Source organism: Paenibacillus sp. USDA918EY, assembly GCF_009870825.1.
GTDB classification, from domain to species: Bacteria; Bacillota; Bacilli; order Paenibacillales; family Paenibacillaceae; genus Paenibacillus_AQ; species Paenibacillus_AQ albilobatus.
The window spans coordinates 828,419-852,988 of the sequence record NZ_WTWY01000001.1; the positions used below are offsets into that span (position 1 = coordinate 828,419).

General features: G+C 50.0%; 25 protein-coding genes. 18 read left to right on the forward strand and 7 right to left on the reverse strand.

The features are described from left to right. Positions 1-14 precede the first annotated feature (14 nt). Positions 15-887, forward strand: coding sequence for an alpha/beta fold hydrolase (locus GQY55_RS03745; RefSeq protein ID WP_160038206.1), 873 nt, complete (start codon positions 15-17; stop codon positions 885-887). 187 nt (positions 888-1,074) lie between these two features. Here the strand turns inward: GQY55_RS03745 and GQY55_RS03750 are convergent, their stop codons facing one another. Then, on the reverse strand, positions 1,075-1,287 hold the full coding sequence (locus GQY55_RS03750) for a DUF6366 family protein (protein WP_160038208.1): 213 nt from the start codon (positions 1,285-1,287) through the stop codon (positions 1,075-1,077). 205 nt (positions 1,288-1,492) lie between these two features. After that, positions 1,493-2,344 carry a hypothetical protein gene (locus GQY55_RS03755; protein WP_160038210.1) on the reverse strand — a complete coding sequence of 284 codons (852 nt, stop codon included), beginning with the start codon at positions 2,342-2,344 and terminating at the stop codon, positions 1,493-1,495. Positions 2,345-2,642: 298 nt separating this feature from the next. On the opposite strand from GQY55_RS03755, the gene GQY55_RS03760 reads away from it, so the two are divergent. The 7 genes from GQY55_RS03760 (at position 2,643) to GQY55_RS03790 (ending at position 9,654) form a co-directional block, all read left to right on the forward strand. Beyond that, a complete protein-coding gene (locus GQY55_RS03760) occupies positions 2,643-3,632 on the forward strand; it encodes a LacI family DNA-binding transcriptional regulator (RefSeq protein WP_160038212.1) in 990 nt (329 codons plus the stop codon). Next, a complete protein-coding gene (gene rbsK / locus GQY55_RS03765; RefSeq protein WP_160038214.1) occupies positions 3,625-4,503 on the forward strand; it encodes a ribokinase in 879 nt (292 codons plus the stop codon). The genes GQY55_RS03760 and rbsK overlap by 8 nt, the downstream gene beginning before the upstream one ends. A 1-nt stretch (position 4,504) precedes the next feature. Then, positions 4,505-4,903 carry a D-ribose pyranase gene (rbsD, locus tag GQY55_RS03770; protein ID WP_160038216.1) on the forward strand — a complete coding sequence of 133 codons (399 nt, stop codon included), beginning with the start codon at positions 4,505-4,507 and terminating at the stop codon, positions 4,901-4,903. Between the two features lie 276 nt (positions 4,904-5,179). Next, entirely contained in the window at positions 5,180-6,661 is a 1,482-nt protein-coding gene (locus GQY55_RS03775) for a sugar ABC transporter ATP-binding protein (RefSeq protein WP_160038218.1), read from the forward strand. 1 nt (position 6,662) lies between these two features. Beyond that, a complete protein-coding gene (gene rbsC, locus GQY55_RS03780; RefSeq protein WP_160038220.1) occupies positions 6,663-7,631 on the forward strand; it encodes a ribose ABC transporter permease RbsC in 969 nt (322 codons plus the stop codon). A gap of 13 nt (positions 7,632-7,644) precedes the next feature. Next, positions 7,645-8,562, forward strand: coding sequence for a ribose ABC transporter substrate-binding protein RbsB (gene rbsB / locus GQY55_RS03785; RefSeq protein ID WP_160038222.1), 918 nt, complete (start codon positions 7,645-7,647; stop codon positions 8,560-8,562). Positions 8,563-8,763: 201 nt separating this feature from the next. Next, complete coding sequence (locus GQY55_RS03790; RefSeq protein WP_160038224.1) at positions 8,764-9,654, forward strand: nucleoside hydrolase; 891 nt, start codon at positions 8,764-8,766, stop codon at positions 9,652-9,654. Positions 9,655-9,806: 152 nt separating this feature from the next. Here the strand turns inward: GQY55_RS03790 and GQY55_RS03795 are convergent, their stop codons facing one another. The 4 genes from GQY55_RS03795 to GQY55_RS03810 form a co-directional block, all read right to left on the reverse strand. Beyond that, complete coding sequence (locus GQY55_RS03795) at positions 9,807-10,409, reverse strand: nucleotidyltransferase domain-containing protein (RefSeq protein ID WP_160038226.1); 603 nt, start codon at positions 10,407-10,409, stop codon at positions 9,807-9,809. A gap of 201 nt (positions 10,410-10,610) precedes the next feature. Next, positions 10,611-11,039: an SRPBCC family protein gene (locus GQY55_RS03800; protein ID WP_160038228.1), complete on the reverse strand. Its 429-nt coding sequence runs from the start codon at positions 11,037-11,039 to the stop codon at positions 10,611-10,613. Positions 11,040-11,085: 46 nt separating this feature from the next. After that, on the reverse strand, positions 11,086-11,706 hold the full coding sequence (locus tag GQY55_RS03805) for a class I SAM-dependent methyltransferase (RefSeq protein ID WP_236575389.1): 621 nt from the start codon (positions 11,704-11,706) through the stop codon (positions 11,086-11,088). Positions 11,707-11,712: 6 nt separating this feature from the next. Next, the gene (locus GQY55_RS03810; RefSeq protein WP_160038230.1) at positions 11,713-12,345 is read right to left on the reverse strand and encodes a TetR/AcrR family transcriptional regulator; all 633 of its coding nucleotides are present in this window, start codon (positions 12,343-12,345) and stop codon (positions 11,713-11,715) included. A 158-nt stretch (positions 12,346-12,503) separates the two neighbouring features. Here GQY55_RS03810 and GQY55_RS03815 point away from each other — a divergent pair, with 158 nt between their 5' ends. From GQY55_RS03815 to GQY55_RS03830, 4 genes are all read left to right on the forward strand, one after another. Further along, positions 12,504-13,229: an ABC transporter ATP-binding protein gene (locus GQY55_RS03815; RefSeq protein ID WP_160038232.1), complete on the forward strand. Its 726-nt coding sequence runs from the start codon at positions 12,504-12,506 to the stop codon at positions 13,227-13,229. Continuing rightward, positions 13,226-14,278: an ABC transporter permease gene (locus tag GQY55_RS03820; protein ID WP_160038234.1), complete on the forward strand. Its 1,053-nt coding sequence runs from the start codon at positions 13,226-13,228 to the stop codon at positions 14,276-14,278. The genes GQY55_RS03815 and GQY55_RS03820 overlap by 4 nt, the downstream gene beginning before the upstream one ends. A gap of 286 nt (positions 14,279-14,564) precedes the next feature. Continuing rightward, positions 14,565-15,272 (forward strand): GNAT family N-acetyltransferase, encoded by a 708-nt coding sequence (locus GQY55_RS03825; RefSeq protein ID WP_160038236.1) that lies wholly within the window; start codon positions 14,565-14,567, stop codon positions 15,270-15,272. A 290-nt stretch (positions 15,273-15,562) separates the two neighbouring features. Next, positions 15,563-16,129, forward strand: a complete 567-nt coding sequence (locus GQY55_RS03830) for a dihydrofolate reductase family protein (protein WP_160038238.1) — start codon at positions 15,563-15,565, stop codon at positions 16,127-16,129. A 113-nt stretch (positions 16,130-16,242) separates the two neighbouring features. Here the strand turns inward: GQY55_RS03830 and GQY55_RS03835 are convergent, their stop codons facing one another. Further along, positions 16,243-16,527 carry a hypothetical protein gene (locus tag GQY55_RS03835; RefSeq protein WP_160038240.1) on the reverse strand — a complete coding sequence of 95 codons (285 nt, stop codon included), beginning with the start codon at positions 16,525-16,527 and terminating at the stop codon, positions 16,243-16,245. A 360-nt stretch (positions 16,528-16,887) separates the two neighbouring features. Between GQY55_RS03835 and GQY55_RS03840 the strand changes: the two genes are divergently transcribed. The 6 genes from GQY55_RS03840 to GQY55_RS03865 all read left to right on the forward strand — a co-directional run bounded on the left by GQY55_RS03840 (position 16,888) and on the right by GQY55_RS03865 (position 24,545). Then, positions 16,888-17,514: a DUF2306 domain-containing protein gene (locus GQY55_RS03840; protein ID WP_160038242.1), complete on the forward strand. Its 627-nt coding sequence runs from the start codon at positions 16,888-16,890 to the stop codon at positions 17,512-17,514. Between the two features lie 160 nt (positions 17,515-17,674). Further along, a complete protein-coding gene (locus GQY55_RS03845) occupies positions 17,675-18,112 on the forward strand; it encodes an Hsp20/alpha crystallin family protein (protein WP_160038244.1) in 438 nt (145 codons plus the stop codon). Between the two features lie 554 nt (positions 18,113-18,666). Next, positions 18,667-19,023, forward strand: a complete 357-nt coding sequence (locus GQY55_RS03850; RefSeq protein ID WP_160038246.1) for a hypothetical protein — start codon at positions 18,667-18,669, stop codon at positions 19,021-19,023. A 303-nt stretch (positions 19,024-19,326) separates the two neighbouring features. Then, positions 19,327-20,934: a TerB N-terminal domain-containing protein gene (locus tag GQY55_RS03855; RefSeq protein ID WP_160038248.1), complete on the forward strand. Its 1,608-nt coding sequence runs from the start codon at positions 19,327-19,329 to the stop codon at positions 20,932-20,934. Positions 20,935-21,018: 84 nt separating this feature from the next. Continuing rightward, on the forward strand, positions 21,019-22,344 hold the full coding sequence (locus GQY55_RS03860) for an ATP-binding protein (RefSeq protein WP_160038250.1): 1,326 nt from the start codon (positions 21,019-21,021) through the stop codon (positions 22,342-22,344). Further along, on the forward strand, positions 22,341-24,545 hold the full coding sequence (locus GQY55_RS03865) for a DEAD/DEAH box helicase (protein ID WP_160038252.1): 2,205 nt from the start codon (positions 22,341-22,343) through the stop codon (positions 24,543-24,545). The genes GQY55_RS03860 and GQY55_RS03865 overlap by 4 nt, the downstream gene beginning before the upstream one ends. Positions 24,546-24,570: the final 25 nt, after the last annotated feature.

Genomic DNA, 24,570 nt, shown 5'->3' on the forward strand with positions numbered 1-24,570 from the left:
GGAGTGGGATAGATATGAACGTACGACTGCTTGATGGAAGCGGAATCGATGTCGTGATCGAAGGGGAGGGGCCGGCTATTTTGCTCCCCGTCAATCCGGTTCCGATCGAAGGGCCGCAAGCCGATGAAATGAGAAAATGGGGAGCCGATCCGGCGCTTGGACGTACGCTAATCGAAGGGCTGAGCCGGACTTACCGCGTCATTGCTTTTGACTATGAAGGGCATGTCCTTCAAGTGCCAAAAGCGGACACGCTGACGCCTGAGCATATCGCCGCCGATTTTCTCCGGATCGCCGATGCGGCGGGTGCAGAAAGCTTCGCTTATTACGGTTATTCCTGGCTTGCCCTCAGCGGGCTGCAGCTTGCGCTCCGCACCGGTCGGCTTTCCGCGCTCGTAATGGGTGGTTATCCTCCGGTCGATGGTCCGTACGAAGAAATGCTGAAGGTAACGATGGCGACACATGAAATGTCGACCGCCAATGCTTCCGGTAACCACCCAAGCGAAACGGCGCAAACGACCGAATGGGGGGAGCGTTCCGGGGAATATGACTGGGCCAACGTCGAAGTGTCCATGAGCGAACTGCAAACGCGGCAGTTTGTGACGTTGTATGAGCATTTGCGGGATTTTGACGATCGGACGGCCCTTTCCCGCCTGACATGCCCGCGGCTTTGTTTTGCAGGGAGCAAAGACCGCATTGAATACGGAGAGAAGTGGGGGGATGTAACGGTAGATATCGTTTCTCCTTTGATCCGATACAAAGATGAGCTGACGGAAGCGGGGTGGGATGTCCGGATTTTGGACGGTCTCGATCATACGGGAGCGATGCAGGCGAAGCATGTGCTGCCGGTTTTGCTGCCGTGGTTGGATTCGCATTTGCGGGGGGAATAAACGGAGAGGTTTTCCTTGAAGCCGAAAATGGAAAGATTGTCGGTTTGGGTTTGGAAGCAGGGCAAACGCACATTGTAAACGCTCCGTATTTAACAGATTTTAAGGCTGAACGTAGAAAACCCTCTAAGCAAATCTTGCTTAGGGGGTCTTAACTTTTTGGAAAAGGCTTGATCGCCCGATGGATGCGTTAGAACAATAATTTGTAAATGATATACCCTATGACTAAGACCAGGAGGATTACTACAGTACCCTTCCACCCTAATCCGCCGACTAAATCGGCTAAATTTCCATGTTGAGCTCGATTGACTCCATCGCCAAACGCCCCAAAAGGGTTGCTTTTTAATTCTTCTTGCCGTAGACGTTCTCTTTTTTCTTCAGGCGTTTCATTGCGGGAATCCATGTTTGACCTCCTGATTACTTCCCTTTTTTGCAAGCAAAAAGATCCGAAAGAAGATGATGCACCAAGTAAATAAATATACCTCATTTATTAAAAAAGCGAATTATTTCAAAGAAATAATCCGCTTTCCGATCATTAAAAGTCTGCGCCGTGATTGTCTTGCGGGGCAATTGGCGGTTGAACCGGTCCCAAGCTGAAGACAGAAAGACTACTGAGAACACCTAGCAATACAATTGAAATCAAAGCTTTCTTCATTTTCAATCTCTCCTTTGAAAATAGAATTGAGAATGCGTGAATACTCAGCAGTTTGGGAATCATTAGCATATGTTTTAAGAAATTCAAAAAGTGTAATAGACTTTTTGAAAAACTTATCATTTCTAAGTTTATCAGATAATGTAATATTATGTAAAGTATAAGTTATTGCATCAGCGTATTGCCGGTTCTTATAATAATACAGCGCCAACAGATAGTGGACGGTTAAATAGTAAGAGATTCGAACGGGTCTATTTTGATGTTTGTATTTTGCAATATAGGGAGTGAGTTGTTCGATTTCGCTGTCGACATTAAAATCATGGGCTAATGCGGATTCGATAATCGTAATTAAACCGGGGATGATTTCATCGCCGTTGTCCATTAGCGCATGAAGATATTCAGGAAGTTTCTCTTTGTTCCCCGATAATATATCCAATGTTAAAGCATTTACTTTAGCAAAAACTTTAAATTTGTCGATATAATATTGACTCTCTTCGCTTGAATCTTCCACCCAACTTAGATCAGAATAACGATTGACGCATTCTTTTGATTCCGAATAAGATCTTAATTTTTGCAACGCCAAGCCTTTCATTAAATAGCTGTACCCGAAGTAGTAAACTGGCGGTTTTTCCATTGAATCCAGACAAGAAAACCGTTTTTCCGGCTCCTTAGTCAAATGAGCAAGTTCAAGCAGGCTCTCCGACAAGGATATTGCTTCATTCCAGTCTTCAAAAGAATAAGACATTTTTATCATATTAACTAACGTGTCAATTTTTATTTGTGATAGAGCAGATATTCTGCTGCGCAAAAGGAAGCGCCTCCTTAATATAACAAATATTAACAAAATATATTATATAAGGAGATTTGACATCTGGTCAATAAAAATTAATCGATTGGTTTTCTACTTCAAATCCCGGAGGAAAAACGACTTATCCATGTATCAGCGTATTGCTTTTACGCGTATCAATGAATCATGCCACATGCGCAGTAATGATCCCTTGGCAAGACCATTTCCGTATTTTGTATGCGAATTCATGCTTGCCAAAAAAATCGGGCTGTGTTATTTTAAATGTGTAACCGGTTCCATATCGAGGTGATAGATAGAGATGGCAACGATAAGAGATGTGGCCAAACATGCCGGGGTTTCGGTAGCGACGGTATCGCGCGTAATCAATGAAACCGGTTATGTGCATGAAGATACCCGCAAGAAAGTTGAAACCGCGATCCGGGAACTGCATTATACGCCAAACGAAGTCGCCAGATCCTTGTATAAGCGAAAGTCCAGGCTGATCGGCCTGCTGCTGCCTGACATCACCAACCCCTTTTTTCCAGAGCTTGCGCGCGGGGTGGAGGACGAAATGCAGGCGAACGATTTTCGGATTATCTTTGGCAACAGCGATGAAAATATGAAAAAGGAAAAAGATTATATTCAAACGTTCGTCCAAAACAACGTGGTCGGCGTGATCGCTTCCACGAATCATCCGGATAACGATACATACCGGAAGCTGAACATTCCGGTGGTATTCCTCGACCGGACGGCGGACAACCGACCCTCCGTTTATTCGGACGGCCGGGAAGGAGGGCGGATGGCCGCCCAGGAAATCGTAGCCCGCGGCAGCAAAAAGGTGACGGTAATTAGAGGCCCGAAGCATATCCGGCCGGCACAGGACCGTTACCAAGGAGCGGTCGATGTGCTGAAAAGCGAGCGGATTGCTTTCAACGTCATCCCAACCTCGTCTTATTCCTTTACGGAAGCGGGAAATTGGGCCAGGGAGCTGTTCGAGAAACATCCGGACACCGACGGCGTGATCGCGAGCAACGACATTGTGGCGACAGCGGTCCTCCATGAAGCGCTCAGGCTTGGCAAAAACGTGCCGGAAGACGTGCAAATCGTCGGTTTTGACGACATTCCGCTGAGCACGCTGTTGACCCCGGCGCTGACGACGATCAGGCAGCCCGCGTACGACATGGGCAAAGCGGCGGCTTCCCTATTGATTCAATTGATCGAAAATGAAAACGTAGACAATAAAACGATTCAAATGCCCGTGACGTTTACGGAGCGGGATACGACGAGAAAGGTGGAGCAGTATGGCTAAAATCATTGTGGTAGGAAGCGCATCGATCGATCTTGTCGTCACATCGTCCAAGCGCCCGGGAGCCGGTGAAACGGTTCTCGGAGACAGCTTCAAAACGGTCCCAGGCGGCAAAGGAGCCAACCAGGCCGTAGCCGCGGCGCGGCTTGGGGCGAATGTGACGATGGTCGGCCGCGTAGGAGACGATCATTACGCAGACATTATTTTAAACAACTTTAAAAATAACCATGTTTCTATCGACTATGTGGAACCGGTTACACATATGGAAAGCGGAACCGCCCACATCGTGCTGGCCGAAGGGGACAACAGCATCGTCGTCGTGAAAGCGGCGAATCATGAGGTGACGCCCGCTTATATCGACCAATCGTTGGCTGCTTTTGACGATGCCGATATGGTCATGATCCAGCAAGAGATTCCGGAGGAAACGGTGATGCATGTCGGCCGGCTGTGCAAAGAGCGGGGCATCCCGCTGCTGCTGAATCCCGCGCCTGCCCGTCCGCTGCCGCAGGAGGTTATCGATAACGCCGCTTATATTACGCCGAACGAACATGAGGCCGCCATTTTGTTTCCGGATTTAAACGTCGCCGAAGCGCTGCGCCAATATCCGAACAAGCTGTTTATTACGGAAGGCAGCCGCGGTGTCCGGTATTTCGACGGGAATGACGAAGTGCTCGTGCCTTCGTACAAAGTGGAAGCGGTTGACACGACGGGCGCGGGGGATACGTTTAACGCCGCCTTCGCCGTCGCGTTGGCGGAAGGCAAGCCGGTATACGACAGCGTACGTTTCGCCAACCGGGCCGCGTCATTGTCGGTCACGAAATTCGGCGCGCAGGGCGGCATGCCGTATCGCGAAGAAGTGGAGGCGCAATTGTAACATGAAAAAGCAAGGCATCTTGAACAGTCATATATCGAAAATATTGGCCGATCTCGGCCACACCGATACGATCGTGATCGCCGACGTGGGGCTGCCCGTTCCCGACGGCGTCCCCAAAATCGATCTGGCGCTCACGATCGGTTCGCCGAGTTTTGAAGAAACCGTCAATGCAATCGCATCCGACATGGAAATCGAAAAAATCGTTCTCGCGGATGAAATCAAAAGCGATAATCCGGATGCGCTTCATTTTATAGAGAAGAAATTCGCCGGCTGCGCCATCGAGCATTGCCCGCATGAAGAATTCAAAGAGCGGACCCGGAAAGCGAAAGCCGTGATCCGGACCGGCGAGGCGAAGCCGTTTGCGAACGTTATTTTGCAGGCAGGCGTCAATTTTGGTTAAAACGCTGGGGCTTCCGAACAGGTTTGTCGTGAAACTGCACCTTGCGGAAGCGTCCATGAAAGAACAATCAAGACGTATTGCTCGCAAAAACTAAGCTTGCGCTTACGAAGCAAGTTTTTGCTCGAAGACATTCAAGTAAGTATTGCTCGCAAAACTAAGCTTATGCTACGAAGCAAGTTTTACTGCGAAGAATTATTTTAGGAGCACTGCTTCGTAAAACTTAGCCAATGCTTACGAAGCAAGTTTTCCTTCGCAAAACTTTAAGGAGGAGCCGTTATGCAGATTCAAATGAAGGGAATCCACAAAGCCTTCGGCAGCAATCAAGTGCTGTCCGGCGTCGATTTTGACCTGCGCGAAGGCGAGGTTCACGCCCTGATGGGGGAAAACGGCGCCGGCAAATCCACCCTGATGAATATTCTTACCGGATTGCATGCCAGGGATAAAGGGACGATCCACATCGACGGCAAGGAGACGTATTTCGCCAATCCGAAGGAAGCGGAGCGTCAGGGGATTGCATTCATCCACCAGGAACTCAACGTCTGGCCGGATATGACGGTGCTGGACAATCTGTTCATCGGAAGGGAAATGTCGTCTTCGCTCGGATTTCTGAAATACAAGGAAATGAAGGCGCTTGCCAATGAGCAGTTTCAAAAGCTTTCCGTCGACATTCCGTTAAGCCTTGAAGCGGGCGAATGTTCCGTCGGCCAGCAGCAAATGATCGAGATCGCCAAAGCGCTGCTTTCCGACGCGAAAGTCATCATCATGGACGAACCGACATCGGCGTTAACGGAAAGGGAAATCCAAAAGCTGTTCGAAGTAATCGCATCCCTGAAAAAAGATGGTGTTTCCATCGTTTATATTTCGCATCGGATGGAGGAAATATTCACCATTTGTGACCGAATTACCGTGATGCGGGATGGACGAACCGTGGATACGAAAAACATCCCGGACACGAACTTCGACGAAGTCGTCAAAAAAATGGTCGGCAGGGAGTTGACCGAACGTTTCCCGGCACGGAATCCGAATCCCGGAGAGGTCGTTCTCCAGGTGGAACACGCAACGCGCAAAGGTCTATTCAAAGACGTCAGCTTCCAGGTCCGCGAAGGCGAAATCGTCGGTTTCTCCGGGCTCATGGGTTCGGGACGCACGGAAATGATGAGAGCGTTGTTCGGACTGGACCGTTTGGACAGCGGGGAAATCCGCATGTTCGGGAAAAAGGCGGTGATCCGGAAGCCGGTGGACGCGGTGAAGCTTGGGATCGGCTTTATTACGGAAGACCGGAAAGACGAAGGGTTGGTCTTGGACTTTTCGGTACGCGAAAACATGGTACTGCCAAGTTTGAGCGGTTTTACGACCAAAGGGCTGATTTCCTCGCAAAAAGAGAGCGCCTTTGTGGATGCGTTGATCAAGCGTCTGCAAATCAAAACCCATTCGCGCGAAACGGCGGCAGGCAATCTGTCCGGCGGGAACCAGCAGAAGGTCGTCATCGCCAAATGGGTAGGCATCGGGCCGAGACTTTTGATCCTGGATGAACCGACCCGCGGCGTCGACGTCGGGGCCAAACGCGAAATCTACCAACTGATGAACGAGCTGACAGGACATGGCGTCGCCATCATCATGGTGTCGTCCGAACTTCCGGAGGTGCTCGGAATGAGCGACCGGATCGTCGTCGTTCACGAGGGCCGCATTACGGGAGAGCTGACCAAAGACGAAGCGACGCAGGAAAAAATTATGACGCTGGCTACAGGGGGACAGTAAAATGACAACACTCAATGAAGCAAAAACGGCCAAAGGGTTTCAGTTTTCGCAAATCACGCAAAAGCTTGGACCGCTTCTCGGCCTCATCATACTCATCGTAATCGTTTCGATTCTGAATCCAAGCTTTTTGGAACCGCTTAATATACTCAATCTGCTGCGGCAGGTATCCATCAACGCGTTGATCGCGTTCGGCATGACGTTCGTTATTTTGACCGGCGGGATCGACTTGTCCGTCGGCTCGATCCTGGCGTTGTCCAGCGCATTTGTCGCCAACATGCTCGTTGCCGGGTTTGATCCGATTTTGGCGATCATTATCGGTTGCTTGCTTGGCGGCGTGATGGGGATGATCAACGGCATTATGATTACAAAAGGGAAAATGGCGCCGTTTATCGCCACGTTGGCCACGATGACGATTTTCAGAGGACTTACGCTGGTGTACACGGACGGCAACCCGATCACCGGCCTCGGCGACAGCATGACGTTCCAGCTGTTCGGCCGCGGTTATCAATTCGGCATCCCGGTTCCGGCCATTACGATGATCATTACCTTTGCGGTGCTGTGGATCGTTCTGCATAAAACCGCGTTCGGCCGCAAAACGTATGCCATCGGCGGCAACGAAAAAGCGGCGATCGTATCGGGCATTAAAGTATCCCGCGTCAAAATCATGATTTACTCTCTGGCAGGCCTGCTTTCGGCCTTGGCGGGCGCGATTCTGACCTCCCGTCTGAACTCGGCGCAGCCTACGGCCGGCACATCCTACGAACTGGACGCAATCGCGGCGGTCGTTCTGGGCGGTACAAGCCTTTCCGGCGGACGCGGCCGCATCGTGGGCACGCTCATCGGCGCGCTCATTATCGGAACTTTGAACAACGGTCTGAACCTGCTCGGCGTGTCTTCCTTCTATCAGATGGTAGTCAAAGGGATCGTCATCGTGATCGCCGTGCTCATCGACCGGAAGAAATCGGCATAAGGGAGAGAATCATATGAAAAAGCTAACGTTAATCCTGGCGGCGTTCCTGCTGATGTTGACCACGGGCTGTTCCCTGGAACCTCCCGGATGGGCCAAGCCCAACACCGGCGGAGACCTGAAGCATATTAAAATCGGCTTGTCCGTCTCCACGCTCAACAACCCGTTTTTCGTATCCTTGAAAGACGGCGTCGTTGCCGAAGCAAAAAAACACGGCATGGAAACGATCGTCGTCGACGCGCAAAACGACTCGGCGAAACAAAGCAACGACGTGGACGACCTGATGCAAAAAGGCGTCAATGTGTTGCTCATCAACCCGACCGATTCCGCGGCGATCTCGACGGTCGTGCAATCCGCGAACAACCTCGGCATCCCGGTCATTACCCTGGACCGTTCCTCGGATAAAGGGGATGTCAAGGCGCTTGTCGCATCGGACAACGTGAAGGGCGGCCGGATGGCTGCCGAGTTTATCGAAAAAGTTGTAGGCAAAGGCGCGAAGGTAATTGAGCTTGAAGGCGTGGCCGGCGCATCGGCGACCCGCGAACGCGGCAAAGGTTTCCATGAGGTTGCCGACAAAGACTTGAACGTCATCGCCAAACAAACGGCCGATTTCGACCGTACCAAAGGCTTGAACGTCATGGAAAACCTGCTGCAGGCTCACCCTGAAGTACAGGCCGTATTCGCCCACAACGATGAAATGGCGCTTGGGGCAATCGAAGCGATTCAAAGCTCCGGCAAAAACATTCCGGTCGTCGGCTTCGACGGCAACGAGGACGCGCTGAAATCGATCAAGGACGGAAAGCTGACCGCGACGGTGGCGCAGCAGCCGGAATTGATCGGACAGATGGCGGTTCAAGCCGCATTTGACGTGCTGCATGGCAAAACGGTGGAAAAATCCATCCCTGCGCCGCTCAAACTGGTGACGAAGGAATAAGTTTGAGATAAACGAAGAAGGAAAAGCATCCCCGGATGTTTTTCCTTCTTTTTCAACATCCACGGAAGCCATGCGGAGTTGTAAGCGCATTCCATTGACGTTTCCATTGATATAAGCTAACCTTGAAAAACATGATTCACGGGGTATGGAAGCCTTGGATAAACATCTGGTTAAACGTACAATTGAAGGAGGAAATTAGGCATGGCAAAAATTCCTGTTATCATAAGCACCGATCCGGGCATCGACGACGCGGCTGCGCTCGGGGTGGCCTTTTATCGAAACGAACTGGACATCCGGCTCATCACGACGCTGCACGGGAACGTAGATATCGGCAAAACGACGGCGAATACGCTGAAAATCCTTGATTTTTTCGGTCAAAAGATTCCGGTAGCGCGCGGCATGGAAACACCGCTTGTGATCGCACCGGTCAGCACCGACGTGCACGGGGAATCCGGCATGGACGGATATGACTTTCCCGAAAGCGGGCAGACGGTCATCCCTGAACATGCGGTCGAGGCGATGCGGTCCTTGCTTGAGTCCTCGGACGAAAAGATAACGATCATATCGATCGGGCCATTGACCAATATCGCCATGCTGCTTCTTATGTATCCTCAGATCAAATCCAAGATCGAACGCGTTGTTCTCATGGGAGGTTCGTTATCCGGCGGGAACGTCACCAGCGCGGCCGAGTTCAACATCTGGGCCGATCCGCATGCCGCCAAAATCGTGTTCGAATCCGGCTTGGAGCTGGTCATGATCGGTCTGGACGTCACGCTCAAAGCGTTGATCGGAAGCAGCGATCTGGCGAAACACCGCAACAAATCGGCTGAGATGTTCACCGCAACCTTCGGTCACTACCGGGACGGCGATATGGAACACGGGGTAATGATGCATGACATGTGCGCCGTAACGTACGTCACGAATCCTGAAATTTTTAAAGTCGAACCTAAACGTGTGACCGTGGTTACGGAAGGAGCCGCGATCGGCATGACGATGGAAGTAAGCGGTGAGCCTAACGTCCGGGTGGCGACCGGGATCGATCAGGAAGCATTCCGGAATTGGTTTTCGGAGACATTGTCGCGGATGGTCTAAACTAAAGAAGAGAGGGAGCTGTCCCATGGGATCCGCCGGACCAGGGACGGCCTTTTTTTCTTTGGCTGTTTTCGCTTCTATTGTTGCTCTCGTATTGGTTTTGAGCTCTCGTGCCCGTTTAGATAAGAGCAACCACAAGCATGGAATTGTTTTCACAAAAATTTGAGCCAGGTATGACCTTCTGAAAATTGCCGGTTTAAAGAAGATTTCAGCCATGCTTTTTCTTGTGGCAGAAGTGATGGAAGCATTGTTTGGAAATCATAATGATCCTTTTCACGTACTTGCGAACCACCTGCTTTATAAAGAAGCTGGATTTCGGGTCTCAAATAAGGTATGCCTTCATCAGTTCTCAAAAAAATTTCATCAATGGGCCTTCTAACTGATGTATCCCTCTTATAAATCCAAAAATTTTCGTCGGTATCAATGATCATAATCTGAAAAGCCCAAGGCGTCTCGTTGCTCTTGCTGACCCATATGTCATTTGTCGAATTCAAGTACTCTTCATCTTCCCAAAGTTCAAGCTTACCATTCTCCGCCTTGTATAACACCCAATCACGTTTTAAATACTGATAGGCGATTAATTGCTCATCACGTGTAATAATAATGTCTATATCACTATGTTCCCTTGTTTGCTTGCATAGATGCAAATCTAAAGCCCAACCTCCAGCGATCATCCACCGAAGCGGAATGCCAGAAAACACTTTATTTATTTCCGACACAGATAGCGGCATCCAATTGCTTATATCCGTCCTCAAATCCAACCCTCCCATATATTTTTCTGGTATTAGACAGTAACACTATTTTACCTCATTAACCAAATAGCAACCATCTTTACGAAAACAGCGTTTTCTTTTGATCAGGCCGGAAACTTCAGGCTTGAACCATGTCAAAATAAAAAGAGCCCGCGGCAAGCAGGCTCGATGCTCTACGTCAAACCCCGTGAAAAACGCTGCAGTTTATGAGGCCTCCGCCAATTTTTTCAGCATGCCCAACACCGACTGATCGTCTTCCTCGGATTCCCGAACTTCTTGGGTGGCGCCGGGTCTGTTGTCTTCCTGTTCGATCCGCAGCAGCGTAGAACCGCCTTCTTCGCTGAGTATGTAACTCATGATGAAATAATTTTCGGGTTTGTCCTCCAAGCCGGGCCGCGGCGCAAAAAGGGAGTACCGGATCAATTCGTGAGGAACGATATCCAAAACTTTTCCCCACTGCTCAAAAACTTGTCCTTCCCATTCATTGCGGAACCGGATTTCGCCGCCTTCCTGCCAATCCGTAAGCAGCATGCTGCCGTATTGCCACTGTTTCACCTGTTCCGGGTCGGTTAACGCTGCCCATACTTTTTCGGTGGACGCATCGATTCGAATCCGTGAAATATTCGTCGACATGGTTTCGCTCCTTCATGTAGAAGATGGATGATTGCCAAAACTTCGACTAGATCATAACAGATGCCCTTGCCCATATCAAATGGATCATGCCGCCCCAATGGCGTTCCATTCGTTCGATCTGCAGGCCGGCGTCCAAAACCAGTTGTTCGATATTACGGTTCCAATGGCATCCGGACATGCGGCGGGCAACCGGGTTCAACAGCCGCTGCGCCGATTTTAGTGCGGGATTTTTTCCGAGTCCGTGCTCCAGGAGGTAAAGCCGACCGCCGGGTTTGCACCATTGGCCCAGCTTGCGCAATACTTGAACCGGATCGTCATAGCCGCATAACGAGAGGGTGGAAACGATGCAATCGAAAGCATGACGGGGAAACTCGAGGGTCTCGATGTCGCTCTCGATGAATTCCGCCTGAACGCGCAGCTCCGCCGCTATTTTACGCGCGCGCTGCAGCATCATCGGGCTGAAATCGACGGCGGTCAGGCGCATTCGTTCCATATTATAATAAGGGAAATTGGCTCCGGCCCCGACCGCGATCTCCAGCACATCCCCCTCAACGTTTTGCAGCAGTTGTCGCCGCCATGCTCCCCACATCCGTTTCCGCGTGTTTTCTTCATACATGGCCGATTGCTTGTCGAACTTCCGGATTAATTTTTTGCTTATCCATAACAAAGCCTCCTATTTGCCGTCCAAAACATTTTTCATTTCATGGAATATGCCTGCGGCATAAAGCGGACCCTTCATCGACAGCTTGGTCATGATCAGCGCCAGCTCGCAAGGGGTTTCTTTTCGGCCGTTCATCAGCCATTCCTGGATGATGCCCAAATGGGCGGAGCTGATGTAAGCGATGAGGTATTCCGTCGGCACGAGGGTGTTTTCTTTTTTGATTAGCGGGACGATGTTTTGCTCGAAAAGATACTTCGACATCATGGATCTGACGAGCGAATGAAAGGCCGGGTCTCCTTTGGGCCCCAAAATCGTCTTTAAAAATTCCGCCTGCCCGTTCATGTATTCGATCAATTCAACGATTTGCGGAACCGGCTCATTCCTTGCCATCAGCTCATCCAGGTTAAACGGGCGGATCGTACGAATGATCGCAACCATGCCTTCAATCAGTTCCTGTTCGCTTTGTTCCAGCAGGTCGTATTTGTCGCGATAATGAAGATAAAACGTTCCGCGGTTAATGTTGGCTCGCGTGGTGATGTCTTTGACCGTCAAGGCCTCAAATCCTTTTTCCTCGATCAGCTCTGTCAGCGCGTCGCGAATGACCGTTTTCGTGCGGACGACCCGGCGGTCCAAAGTTTCGTTCAAACGAATCCCTCCTTGCTCATGAACATATTGGGCGAACCTGTCGATTAATCGTCACATTTCGAAGTTCTGTTTATTGTCGGTCTGATATGCCCTGATTATAATAAAGGCGTGAAAGATAATCAACGCGATGTTCATTATCTTAGGGAGGTTCATTCGCCATGGAAACAACCGTGAATGTACAGCAAGTCAGCAAAAACTTCGGCAAAAAAACCGTTCTCTCCGATGTAAACCTGCATATGGAAAAGGGGCAGATTTACGGACTGATCGGTCCTTCGGGCGCCGGAAAAACGACCCTCGTCAAAATGATGGTAGGCATGGACGTGCCGGACGAAGGCCGCGTGGAAATATTGCAAACGAAAATGCCGAGCCTGGCCATGCTCCAGCACATCGGATATATGGCCCAGTCGGACGCGTTGTACGGCGAACTGACGGGAGAAGAGAACCTGAAATTTTTTGCCTCGATGTTTAAAATGGGCAGGGCGGAACAAAAGCAGCGGATCGGCTACGCGGCGAATCTCGTAAATTTGACGCATGAGCTGGGAAAAAAGGTATCGGCCTATTCCGGCGGCATGAAGCGGAGATTATCGCTGGCGATCGCTTTGATTCATAATCCATCGATCCTTATTTTGGACGAACCGACCGTTGGCATCGACCCGGAGCTGAGACAGTCGATCTGGAAGGAACTGGCGCGTTTGAAATCCTCCGAGCAAAAAACGATCATCGTCACGACGCATGTCATGGACGAGGCGGAAAAATGCGATAGGCTGGCCATGGTGCGGGAAGGTAAAATTTTGACCGTCGGCACGCCGGAACAGCTGAAGCTGCAGTACGGCGCTGAGAATTTGGATGACGTATTTTTGCAGGCGGGAGGGAGACGGCTATGAGAATTCGCGCCCTTGTTCGCAGAATTTGCCAGCAGCTGCTGCGGGACAAAAGAACGCTCGCGCTGTTATTTTTGGCTCCATTGCTCGTATTGACTTTAATGCATTATTTGTTTCATCATACGGGGAACGCATCCGACGCCAAAATCGGCACGGTCAACCTCGATCCGCGAATCGTCGAAATAATGAAGCAGCAGGGGATGGAAGCTATCCCATATGACCATGCCGATAAGGAAACGCTCGTAAAAGATAAACTGGACGCCGTCATTGAGATGGGGAATGGAGCGATCCACCTGATTTTGAAAAATACCGATCCATCGGTATCCAAAGCGATTCAGATGAAAATCAGTCAGGCAGCCTCCATGCTGGCCGAAGCCGCTCCCCCGCAAGGAAAGGCTGCGGCGCCGCGCGTAGCCATGACGACGGACTATGTTTATGGCGGCGCGGATACGAATTATTTTGATACGCTCAGTCCCGTCTTGATCGGATTTTTCGTTTTCTTTTTTGTGTTTCTCATCGCAGGAATCGGACTGCTTCGGGAACGCACGACGGGAACTTTGGAGCGCCTGATGGCGACCCCGGTACGCCCGGGTGAGGTGATCGCCGGTTATTTGGCGGGGTACGGCATTTTTGCTTTCCTGCAAACGGTCATCGTCGTTTTGTTCAGCACGCTGGTGCTGGGCATCCATCTGGCAGGTTCGATTTGGTACGTGCTGCTGATTAATTTGCTGCTGGCGTTCGTGGCGCTTTCGCTCGGCATTTTGCTGTCGGCGTTCGCCGCCTCGGAATTCCAGATGGTGCAGTTCATTCCGATCGTCATAATCCCGCAGATCTTTTTTGCCGGCATTTTTCCGCTGGACCATATGGCTGCTTGGATTCAGGTCATTGCCAGAATCATGCCTCTTTATTACGCGGCCGACGCGCTCAAGAGCGTGATGTACAAAGGTCTTGGGTTTGGCGATATTGCGGTGGATCTTGGGGTGCTGCTCCTGTTTGCAGCGGTGTTCATCGGATTAAACCATAGACGGCTCGCGTTCCTATATAGAAAATGAGGATGGGCCCGGCAACCCCGACTCCGGCGGACGGGTTTTCTGCTTGCCGGAACAGCGACTCTCGGGCACCGTTATCGTCGGTTGACTCAAAGCATGTTCAAATATATACTGTTGAGGAAATTCCTCGTCCATGTCGTAGGGAGGATTTTCAAAGGTTAAATGTGTTTACATTTCTTTGGGGGTGGTCTGATGAATAACACAACGATTTGGGCAAAACTTTTCGCAGGGGATCGCGCCTACTAGCCCAAAAACCAGCGTTTTTCCCCTCAAAAAAAGGGGTACCGAGTTGAAACATTTATACTTGCAGTCTGACCGTGAACTTATGGAAGTCCAAGCCAACGTCCTTTTTAACCACAATGAGGATGGGCGTATGACCACAATAAACGAACCTAGTGCGAAGAGCGCACCTCGATTTTTCATGGGGATCACCAAGCAAGGTCTTGTTGTAAGGTACCATGAAACACTGGATGAAGACGTTAAAAACGAACTGAAACGGTTTGTTGAAAAAGCGCCCTGGTTGGATGCTCCAAATCGGGTTAACATGGCTGATATTATACGTATTTTAAGCAAAGACAGACCCGTTGACCATGTCTATCTGGGACCAGCCTATGTATTCCCCGACGTGAGAGGTCGTTTAACGCAAGCGGTAAAAATTACGGAGATGAATATCGAACTTTTAGAACCGTATTTTTCTGATTTTGTCAGTGATGTTCTCCTTGGACAGCCTGCTTTCGCAGTCGTTCAAAATCAAGCCGTCGTGTCCTTGTGCAGCAGCGCAAGAAGCTCATCGGTTGCTGCTGAAGCGAGCCTGCACACCGCTCCGGATTTCCGCGGCAGAGCCTTCGGTATGGAGGTTGCAGCAGCTTGGGCAGCCGAGGTCCAAAATCAGGGGCGGATCGCTTTATACAGCACCGCATGGAATAACCTCGCCTCTCAAGCTGTCGCAAGAAAGTTGAAACTGAGACAATACGGTATGGATTTAAATTTCAGCTAGAAACAATATCCCGGTTCCTTCCATGTGAAGGAGTGCCGGGATATTTTGTTTCACCGGGCAAGTTAGCGCAGCATGCGAGAGCATTTTTATTCCCAAAAATGATTTTGGCGAATATCTTCTTTAACGGTTTGCGGTTCCATTGCAATTCGTGAACTGAGGGTACAAGTAAAAAAAATATGTTGGATATGTCGATGCGGCCTTTTCCCGTTCGTTGTATCAATAGAAGCGGGCAAAACGCAGAACATCCGCTTTACCGGTTTTCAAACCAATATACTTGGGAGGTAAAATAGGTGAGGAAAATTATTGTATCTGAATTCTTGTCATTAGACGGTGTCATGGAGGAACCGAATTGGACGTTCCGGTTCAATACGGATGAACAAAATCAATTTAAATACGAGGAACTAAAGGCCTGTGATACGCTTCTGCTGGGGCGGGTAACCTATGAAGGCTTTGCATCGTCCTGGCCGAAAGTGAAGAATGCGGTCGCCAAAGGCGTTGTTATTCCTGATGATTTTGCCGATCGAATGAACAATTACCCCAAATTTGTTGTTTCCACGACCTTGCAGGAAGTTTCATGGAATAACTCCCGGTTGATTAAGGGAAATATCGTAGAGGAAGTAGCGAAGTTAAAGCAATTGCCCGGTAAGGATATTTTAGTCGCCGGCAGCTGCCGATTCGTAAACACGTTGATGCAGCATGATCTTATTGATGAGTATCGACTTATGGTATTCCCAATCGTGGTAGGGAAGGGGAAACGCCTTTTTAATGACCGCAATGATCAAAAGATTTTGCAACATGTAGAAACAAGGACATTCCGTTCGGGCGTTACGGTAATGACCTATCGGCCTCAACGGTAAATGAACAAAAGATGCAATCACAATTTGCTGTGGAACGAAAGATCAATGTTTGTGTAGAAGACTGATGAATGGCATATGACATAGATAAGCCGCCTGGTGCCTTACCATGTGGCTTATTTACCTTGCTGTTTATTTGATTTTTTTCGTTGTAATCCTTGGAAAATCAGCATAAACCCCATTAGGAAAAATAAAATGTTGACCGAACTTAAAGGCTGTTTTCCTAAAAAATCCTTAATTATAAGATAAGATTGGATAACCAAAATAATGGACGCATATAGAAAATACATATTGGATTTGTCTTTAAATTTCCGGCCAACCAGCGTAATTATCATTGTAAATGCAATGGCATAGACGGAGATGATCGCAACAAAGATAAGAGCTAAGAAGGATAAATTCATAACATCAGCTCCCTTACAGTTATTGTTAATTACATTTTATCACATTTGTTGGTTGAAACAGAGTCATTAAGAAAACAAGTTGCATCTTGCAATGGGGACGGGATCCCATGGGCTTTGGATTATACTTATTCCGAAAATAAAATAAATTCATAAAAGCTCTGATAACAAAAAATTGTTATTCAGAGCTTTTTGTTTTATCTGGAGATTTCGACGTCAAGAACTTATTTTTACACTTTTTTTAGGATTTATTTAGAGCTCATTTAGACATGTTGTATATCATTAACATTGAACAAAAATGGTACGGCAAAAGGTGTCAAATTTATTGCCGGAATAACGGAAACATGAGGGGAGCGGAAAACGATGAGGAGAAATAAAAAATGGTGGCTGCTAGCGATCGTTTCATTAGGAGTAATGATTCCTTTTGTAGCCCCCTATTTTACGTTAAATCCCTCGGATAGCCGCGTAGCTACTACTTCCACCATACAATATCTGCTGCTTGTTACACATATTATGTTTGCATGTGCAGCGCTTCTATCGGGATTTTTTCAATTCATCGATCGAATGCAAATAAACTCGCCCCAGGTCCATCGGATTGTTGGGAGAATCTATGTATGCAGCGTCTTTGTAAGCGGTGGAATTGGCTTGGCATATGTTTTCTATATGGATAATTTTTCAAAAGCAATGTCATTCCTTGTATTGTCCCTTTTATGGATTTTTACTTGTTGGAAAGGGTTGCGTGCTGCAATCCAAAGGGATATTCACGAGCATCGGAAATGGATGACCAGAAATTTCGGCGTAACGTTAATTGCTGTTAGTGGAAGGCTGGTAGTGCCTTTATTGTTATTATCCTATTATGTTTTGAATGGTTTTTCTCTTCCTAGTGGCAGGAATCGAATGGTCGAAGAGGTATTAAACGTTAATATATGGGTTGGGATCGTTGTTAACTTCATCATCATTGAGTGGAGGATACTCAAACAAAGTAGATGAAATTTTTTATTTCGTTTTATGGCAGTGGCTTCTTGTGTTATGACGGATATACCGCAACCTGAGAGGTTCCCTTTAAATGAAAACGCGGCGTTTATTTCGAGCATAATTTCCCATTGCCCGGAAAAAATAAGCTTGAATACGACGAAGGAGGATGCAGCAAATGCCTTTAGTGCCATACGAGCCTTTACGCCATTTGGATCAAATAAGACGGGAAATGGACCATTTTTTTAATACGGACCTTCCGGCCTTCCGGGGCATGCGCCAAAACCTGGGCAATTTGAGCGTGGACGTGTACGAAACCGATACCGAGGTCGTTGCGGTATGCGATATCCCGGGTCTCGCAAAGAAAGAAGACGTGGAACTCGACATCGAACGCAACATGTTGTCGATCAGCGGCACCATCAACCGGACGAACGAAATCAAGGAAGAGCATATGCATCGCCAAGAACGATACGTCGGCCGTTTTCACCGCATGGTGACGCTGCCGGCCAACGTTTCCTCCGACGACGTGAAAGCCTCCTACAAAAACGGCGTCCTGGAAATCCACATGAAAAAACTAGGAGATGCCCGGAAAAGGATCGACGTCGAGTTTCACTAATGGTTTACAACGTGCGAGCGCATGACATCCGAGCTTGTTAAAAGGTACAATCCTGTCAAGGGTTGTGCCTTTTTTTTGTTGTTGAAGCGCCAAAAATCGGAATCATGCTGTGACCCATTGCTCGATAGCCGCATCTAATCTTCGGAATGTAATTTTGAAAGGGGGACGCCCCTTTTGAACATAGATGTGAACGAATCCGAGGTGCTACGCGCGCAAAAGGGGGAAGGAAGCTTTTGTATCGTTAATAAAAAGGTTGGAGCTTCGAATGTACAACATTGCCAGGTCCATAGTCAAAAAAAGAGGATTGCGCGGACGCCATGCAAGAAACGGTCCTAAAAAAGAACATTGGAGCAAGCTTGCGCTGAAAATATAGCAAAAGGCGAGACAGATTAGGGCCGCTGTTGTACAGCAGCTTTTTTCAATGGACTATACATTTAAATAATTTAAATAGTTGCATTCTTATACAAATATTTGAAATCTATCATTGATCCTTGTGCTAGAGTCCAATAAAATAAAAAATAGAAATATACCTTATTATGGAAGGTGATCTAATTATGAGAAAATTGTCTGTAATTGCCATCCTGATGATCATGCTCTTTTCGTTCTCCTCCTTCGCCTCGGCCCAAGATGCCACTTCGCCGCCTTATTATCTTTCCGGTAACGTATCGTATGAGGCTACCTACTACAACCAAAATTTTAATGCGCCGGGTTCGGTTACACTCACTCTGCTTAAGGTGACTTCCGATGGCGACGTGCCGGTAGGCTCCAAAACCGTGATCGTACGTCCCGGAGAGACAAAAACCGAAAGAGTGTTATTGGCTTCCAATCTGCCCGCGGATTACTACAAATTAAAAATATCGTACGGCAGCAGCAGTGTCATTGTGTATGCGGATCGAATCATTCAGGAGTAACGATGGATTTCCGTTGATCCCTGCTGTAAAGGAACTACGGTGAATGCGAAAAAAACTGAAAAGCTGCAGATAAACGATGGAGACAAGAAATTTAACATAGAAAATAATGATAAGAAATAGGCGCCGATGCAGGCGTCTTTTCTTTTGCCTGAAAGAGGGGAACCGGCTTGCAGGATGTATCCATTCCGAGGTCGAGCTCCGCACTGCGTGCGTAGAATGGCATAAAAAATTACACCTCAAGCCAATTTCATATATAATAAAAAAAGAGAACAAATATTCTGTGAAATGGTGATGTATGGTTTCATGAATTCAAATCAAAAGCCTTTGGATTTTGCGGAAATCGATTTGAGCGCGCCTGCGGATGAAGAGAATTCATCCTTCCGTGAATTGAAAATACCTGAGCGTTCGGCGCAACCGGAAGAGGAGAAGCTCCCTTTCGTGCAGGCTTTATCGAAGGAAAAGCGTTTTGTAGAGCAGGCGAAAGCGCTGGCGGAGCGGACAGGGGAGCAGACGGCTTTTGTCCCGTTCATGAGCTATTGGCCGACCTACGAGCATATGAATGAGTCGCAGCGGAGCTGGTATTTTTACTGGAGGACTGAAGTCCGAAACGGACGTTTTCCTTACACGGACTTGTCCTATGTTTTTGTCTGCCTGTACGAGTTGATTCATGGCGTCGGATGGGAGTCTCCGCGGCAGGGGTACGAGCAAATGATGAACCTTTGGAATGCTTACGGAAACCGGTATCCCAAACTGAACGACTACATGGCCGAGTGGGTGAGCGATTTCGTGCTGGTTCACCGGCTGGGCGTCCCGTTGATCGGCTTGATCGAAAGGTCCGGTGCGGCACGGTCGGGGGAGCTGTTTGATCTGGAGCTTGGAAGAATGCTGGCCGAAGATGCGGCATCCATGACGCTGGAGCAAATTTTAACGCTGTCGGATTACGATGTGCGGCGGAGCAAGTTTTATGCGGACGGTGGACGCGAACGGATGGAAGAATACGCGCCTCAGGTCATCGCGCTGGTTCACTCCTTTTTGCAAAAGACGACCGGAAAAGGCCTTGTGGACACCTTTTATAAGGGGACGGGAAAAAAGATCGAGCGGTATTTGTTCCGCAGCAGCATATACGACGCTGAAACGTATGGAAGGACCCTTTCTTTGCGCGTTCCCGAACTTCGGAAGTGTCCTCCGTTCCGTTATTACGTCACGCAGTTATTGCGGTGCACCGAAAACAAGCTGCGGGAGCTGACCGGCTTCAAAGGAAGGCTGCGGGGAGTTACGTTAAAAAGCGAAACGGAAGCGCTGATCCAAAGGTTTTTGGACAGGGAGTTTGCCGCCAAAAAATCGGCCGTGCCGTCCATTTCGATCGATCCGCAAAAGCTGGCCATGCTGCAAAAAGACAGCGAGGACGTACGCAGCATGTTGACGATAGAGGATTGGGAAGGGCCGGCATACGAATACGGACGGAATGAGGAAGAAGGTGCCCTCGTCCCTCAGGCTGAACATGGGAAACATGAATATTCTGCATACGCCGAGGATCTGGAAGAATATGGACAGAGGAACTCCGGCGAAAGGGTTTCCGAAGAACCTGCCTGCGGGGAACGTTGTGTCGCATGGGACACTTCCGCTTTGGACGAAGAATGGTCTTCGTTTGCGGAGCAATTGGGACAAGCTCATTTGGAAGCCTTACTTGCAATAAAGTCTCGATCCCTGGGCAGCGGGCTGGATCAAGTGGCCGAAAAATACGGGACGATGCCTGCGCTGCTGCTGGATGAAATCAACGCGGCCGCGATGGAGACGATCGGCGATCTGGTAATCGAAGGAGAAGCCATTGCGGATGATTATATCGATTATTTTGAAGGCTTAAGAAAAACGAACTCCGGGAACAACAGCGATCGGAAGAACGATCCGTAACCGTAGCGGCTACCTTGCACAAGGTCAATCATATATTTCAGGGTTTTACCAATAATTAAGCTCATAACAAAAGAGGTGGGTATCATGACGGAATTGAAAATTCCGAAGCGGCTGACGACGGCGCTGGTCAATTCTTTGACGGCGGGCGTCGTGCCACGGATCGGACTTGAGCATATCGCGGTCGGCAGAAAGCCGGAAGTGGAGGCGATTTTGCGGGATATGGACAATATCGCCGAAGGCGGAGCCGCCATGAAGCTGATTACCGGGCGTTACGGCAGCGGAAAAAGCTTTCTGCTGCAAACGATTCGCAACTACGCGCTCGACCGCGATTTTGTGACGGCCGACGCCGATTTGTCTCCGGAACGCAGGCTTGTCGGTACCAAAGGGCAGGGGCTTGCAACCTACCGGGAGCTGATGACCCATCTGTCGACGCGGACGCGGCCGGACGGAGGCGCGCTGGAAGCGATTTTGCAAAAATGGATTTCGGGGATCCAGCAGGAGGCAATGCAGCGCGGGGATTTCCGCGCAGGCGATCCGGGCCTGACCCACGAAGTGGAGCAGCGGATTATCGCTGTCGCGACCGAAATGCAAAATTCGGTGCACGGTTTTGATTTCGCCAAGGTGCTTGCGGCTTATTGGAACGGATACAAGCTGGGGGAGGACGAGAAAAAGCAGGCGGCGCTGCGCTGGCTTCGCGGTGAATACCCGAACAAGACCGAGGCGAGAAAAGAGCTCGATGTGGCCGTCATCATCGATGACGACAGCTGGTACGATTACATCAAGCTGTGGTCCGAATTTGTGGCGAAAATCGGCTACAAAGGGTTGCTGCTGTTTGTCGACGAAGGCGTCAATTTGTACAAAATATCGAACAGCGTCTCCCGGACAAGCAACTATGAGAAGCTGCTGACGATGTTTAACGACACGATGCAGGGCAAAGCCGAGCATTTGGGCATTTTTTTGGGCGGGACGCCGCAATTCGTCGAAGACGAACGCCGCGGATTGTTCAGCTACGAGGCGCTGCGGTCGCGTCTGGTCGATGGGCGGTTTGCCGGGAACGGCTACCGGAATTATACCGGTCCGATCCTGAAGCTTGAGATGCTGTCGCACGAAGAAATCCTCATTCTGCTGCAAAAGCTGCGCCAAATTCACGGGCTTCATTTCGGTTATACGCCGTCCTTGACCGATAACGAGTTGGTCCGCTTTATGGAGATGGCCGTCGGGCGGCTGGGTGCCGACGAGCTGCTGACTCCGCGCGAAGTGGTGCGCGACTTCATGGATTTGCTGCATACGCTGCATCAAAATCCGGAGGTTTCGTTCGGCCAGCTGCTGGGTGAGCGCATGGCCGAGCCCGCGGCCGCAAGCGGGGAGCAAGACGACCTGGATGATTTTTTGGCGGAGTTTGAGTTATGAGCGGGGGAGCAAACCACGTATTCTACCGATTGGCACCGTTCATTCAGGAGTTCATATACCGGAAACGATGGGAGACGCTGCGTCCGGCTCAAGTTGAAGCGTTGAACATTTGCCTGAACTCCTCCCACCACATGCTGATCGCCGCAGGAACGGCGTCGGGAAAAACGGAAGCCGCGTTTTTTCCGGCTTTGACCGAGCTGCACGAACGCCCGTCCGCTTCGGTAGGGATTTTGTACATAGGGCCGCTCAAGGCGCTGATCAACGACCAGTTTGAACGGATCAAGGAGCTGCTCAGGGACGGGAACATCCCGGTATGGCATTGGCACGGCGACGTATCGCAATCGGAGAAAACCAAGCTGATGCAAAACCCGTCCGGCGTGCTGCAAATAACGCCCGAATCGCTGGAAGGGTTGCTGATGAACCGCCCGAACGCGATCCCCGCCTTGTTCCATGATCTCAGATACGTCATCATTGACGAGGTTCATGCCTTTATGGGTGCGGACCGGGGGATTCAGGTGCTCAGCCAGATCGCCCGGATTGAAAAAATGACCGGCTGTTCGCCGAGACGCGTCGGCTTGTCCGCGACGTTAAGCGATTACGAGGCGGCGAAGGCATGGCTTGGCGCCGGCAGCAGCCATCCGGTGGATGCCGTAACGGTGCCCGGCGGACGCAAGCTTCGGCTGCGCGTGGAGCATTTTTCGTTTCCGGACGCGCGGGATGAGGAGCAGGCGGAGCATTTGCAAAACGCGCGCAAAGCCTACTATAACTTTGTGTACGACAGCACGCATTTGAAAAAAGCGCTCGTGTTCACCAACAGCCGTTCGGATGCCGAGCTCACGACGCTGGAGCTGCGGAGGGTCGCTGCCCAGCGCCATCAGCCGGACGTATTCCACGTGCATCACGGAAGCATTTCGGCGATGTTGCGCGAAGAAGCGGAAGCCGCGCTGAAAAACGGTCCCGGCCCGGCCGTGGCCGCCGCCACGCTAACGCTGGAGCTGGGCATCGATCTGGGCGAACTGGAGCGCGTGGTGCAGCTCGGCGCGCCGTACAGCGCATCGAGCTTCGTACAGCGGCTTGGACGTTCCGGGCGCCGGCATGACGCGCCGTCGGAGATGCTTTTCGTTTGCCCGGAGGAAGAAGACGAAGACGCGATGCTGCCGGCGCGAATGCCTTGGACGCTGCTGCGGGCGATCGCGGTCATCGAATTGTACGTCCGTGACCGCTTTGTGGAGCCGCTCGAAATCCGGAAAATGCCGATCGGGCTGTTATATCACCAAACGATGAGCATTCTGAAAAGCATGGGGGAGGCAACGCCTGCGGAGCTGGCATCCTACGTGCTGTCGCTGCCTTCGTTTAAACAAATGGCTCCGGATGTTTATAAAACGTTTTTGAACTATTTGCTGCAAACCGACCATGTGCAGTGGACGGAACAGCAAAGTTTGATAATAGGCTTAACCGGCGAAAAAATCGTCAACAATTTCCGTTTTTACGCCGTTTTTAAGGATGACGAGGAGCACGCGGTATACAACGGCACGGAGGAAATCGGGTCGATTACGACGGTGCCGCCGCCGGGGTATTGTTTTTCGTTGGCGGGGAAATTGTGGAAGGTAACCGAAGTCGATACGAAGCATAAAGCCGTCTATGTCAAAGCGGCGCTGGGCAAGGTCGATACGTTGTGGCTTGGCGGCGGCGGGGACATACACACGCTTGTCGTGCGGAAAATGCGCGAGGTTCTTGCGGATACCGCCATCTATTCGTATCTGTCGCCGCAGGCCGTGAACCGGTTGGAGCGGGCGCGCAGGCTGGCCAAAGAAAGCGGGCTGCTGAAATCGGCCGTCATTCCGGCCGGCGGCGATTCCATGTTCGTTTTGCCGTGGATCGGCAGCAAGCAATTCAGAACGTTGGAACGGCTGCTCAAAAACAATCTTGCGCAGCGGCTGTCTCTGCGTTCGATCGTGCCGATGGAGCCTTATTATTTCGTCGTTGCGGGACAAGCGGACAGCCGGACGTTATTGGAGCAGATTCTTCAGGAATGCGCGTCCTGCGCGGATCCGTTGCAGCTGCTCGGGCCTGATGAAGCGCCCTATTTGGGAAAATACGACGAATTCGTTTCGCCGGAGCTGGTGCGCATGGCATTTGCGGTCGACGGGCTTGACGTCGAAGGGCTCAAGCAGGGCTTGAGTGAAGTGTTGGAGCGATGAAATAATAAAAGAAGCGTCTGGTCAT

Bases quoted from the DNA above. Each gene is read 5' to 3' on its own strand.
- GQY55_RS03800 (WP_160038228.1), bottom strand. From the start codon at position 11,039: ATGTCGACGAATATTTCACGGATTCGAATCGATGCGTCCACCGAAAAA.
- GQY55_RS03845 (WP_160038244.1), top strand. From the start codon at position 17,675: ATGCCTTTAGTGCCATACGAGCCTTTACGCCATTTGGATCAAATAAGA.
- GQY55_RS03775 (WP_160038218.1), top strand. From the start codon at position 5,180: ATGCAGATTCAAATGAAGGGAATCCACAAAGCCTTCGGCAGCAATCAA.
- GQY55_RS03790 (WP_160038224.1), top strand. From the start codon at position 8,764: ATGGCAAAAATTCCTGTTATCATAAGCACCGATCCGGGCATCGACGAC.
- rbsK (WP_160038214.1), top strand. From the start codon at position 3,625: ATGGCTAAAATCATTGTGGTAGGAAGCGCATCGATCGATCTTGTCGTC.
- GQY55_RS03820 (WP_160038234.1), top strand. From the start codon at position 13,226: ATGAGAATTCGCGCCCTTGTTCGCAGAATTTGCCAGCAGCTGCTGCGG.
- GQY55_RS03745 (WP_160038206.1), top strand. From the start codon at position 15: ATGAACGTACGACTGCTTGATGGAAGCGGAATCGATGTCGTGATCGAA.
- GQY55_RS03865 (WP_160038252.1), top strand. From the start codon at position 22,341: ATGAGCGGGGGAGCAAACCACGTATTCTACCGATTGGCACCGTTCATT.
- GQY55_RS03860 (WP_160038250.1), top strand. From the start codon at position 21,019: ATGACGGAATTGAAAATTCCGAAGCGGCTGACGACGGCGCTGGTCAAT.
- GQY55_RS03760 (WP_160038212.1), top strand. From the start codon at position 2,643: ATGGCAACGATAAGAGATGTGGCCAAACATGCCGGGGTTTCGGTAGCG.
- GQY55_RS03835 (WP_160038240.1), bottom strand. From the start codon at position 16,527: ATGAATTTATCCTTCTTAGCTCTTATCTTTGTTGCGATCATCTCCGTC.
- GQY55_RS03750 (WP_160038208.1), bottom strand. From the start codon at position 1,287: ATGGATTCCCGCAATGAAACGCCTGAAGAAAAAAGAGAACGTCTACGG.
- rbsC (WP_160038220.1), top strand. From the start codon at position 6,663: ATGACAACACTCAATGAAGCAAAAACGGCCAAAGGGTTTCAGTTTTCG.
- GQY55_RS03815 (WP_160038232.1), top strand. From the start codon at position 12,504: ATGGAAACAACCGTGAATGTACAGCAAGTCAGCAAAAACTTCGGCAAA.
- GQY55_RS03855 (WP_160038248.1), top strand. From the start codon at position 19,327: ATGAATTCAAATCAAAAGCCTTTGGATTTTGCGGAAATCGATTTGAGC.
- GQY55_RS03840 (WP_160038242.1), top strand. From the start codon at position 16,888: ATGAGGAGAAATAAAAAATGGTGGCTGCTAGCGATCGTTTCATTAGGA.
- rbsB (WP_160038222.1), top strand. From the start codon at position 7,645: ATGAAAAAGCTAACGTTAATCCTGGCGGCGTTCCTGCTGATGTTGACC.
- rbsD (WP_160038216.1), top strand. From the start codon at position 4,505: ATGAAAAAGCAAGGCATCTTGAACAGTCATATATCGAAAATATTGGCC.
- GQY55_RS03850 (WP_160038246.1), top strand. From the start codon at position 18,667: ATGAGAAAATTGTCTGTAATTGCCATCCTGATGATCATGCTCTTTTCG.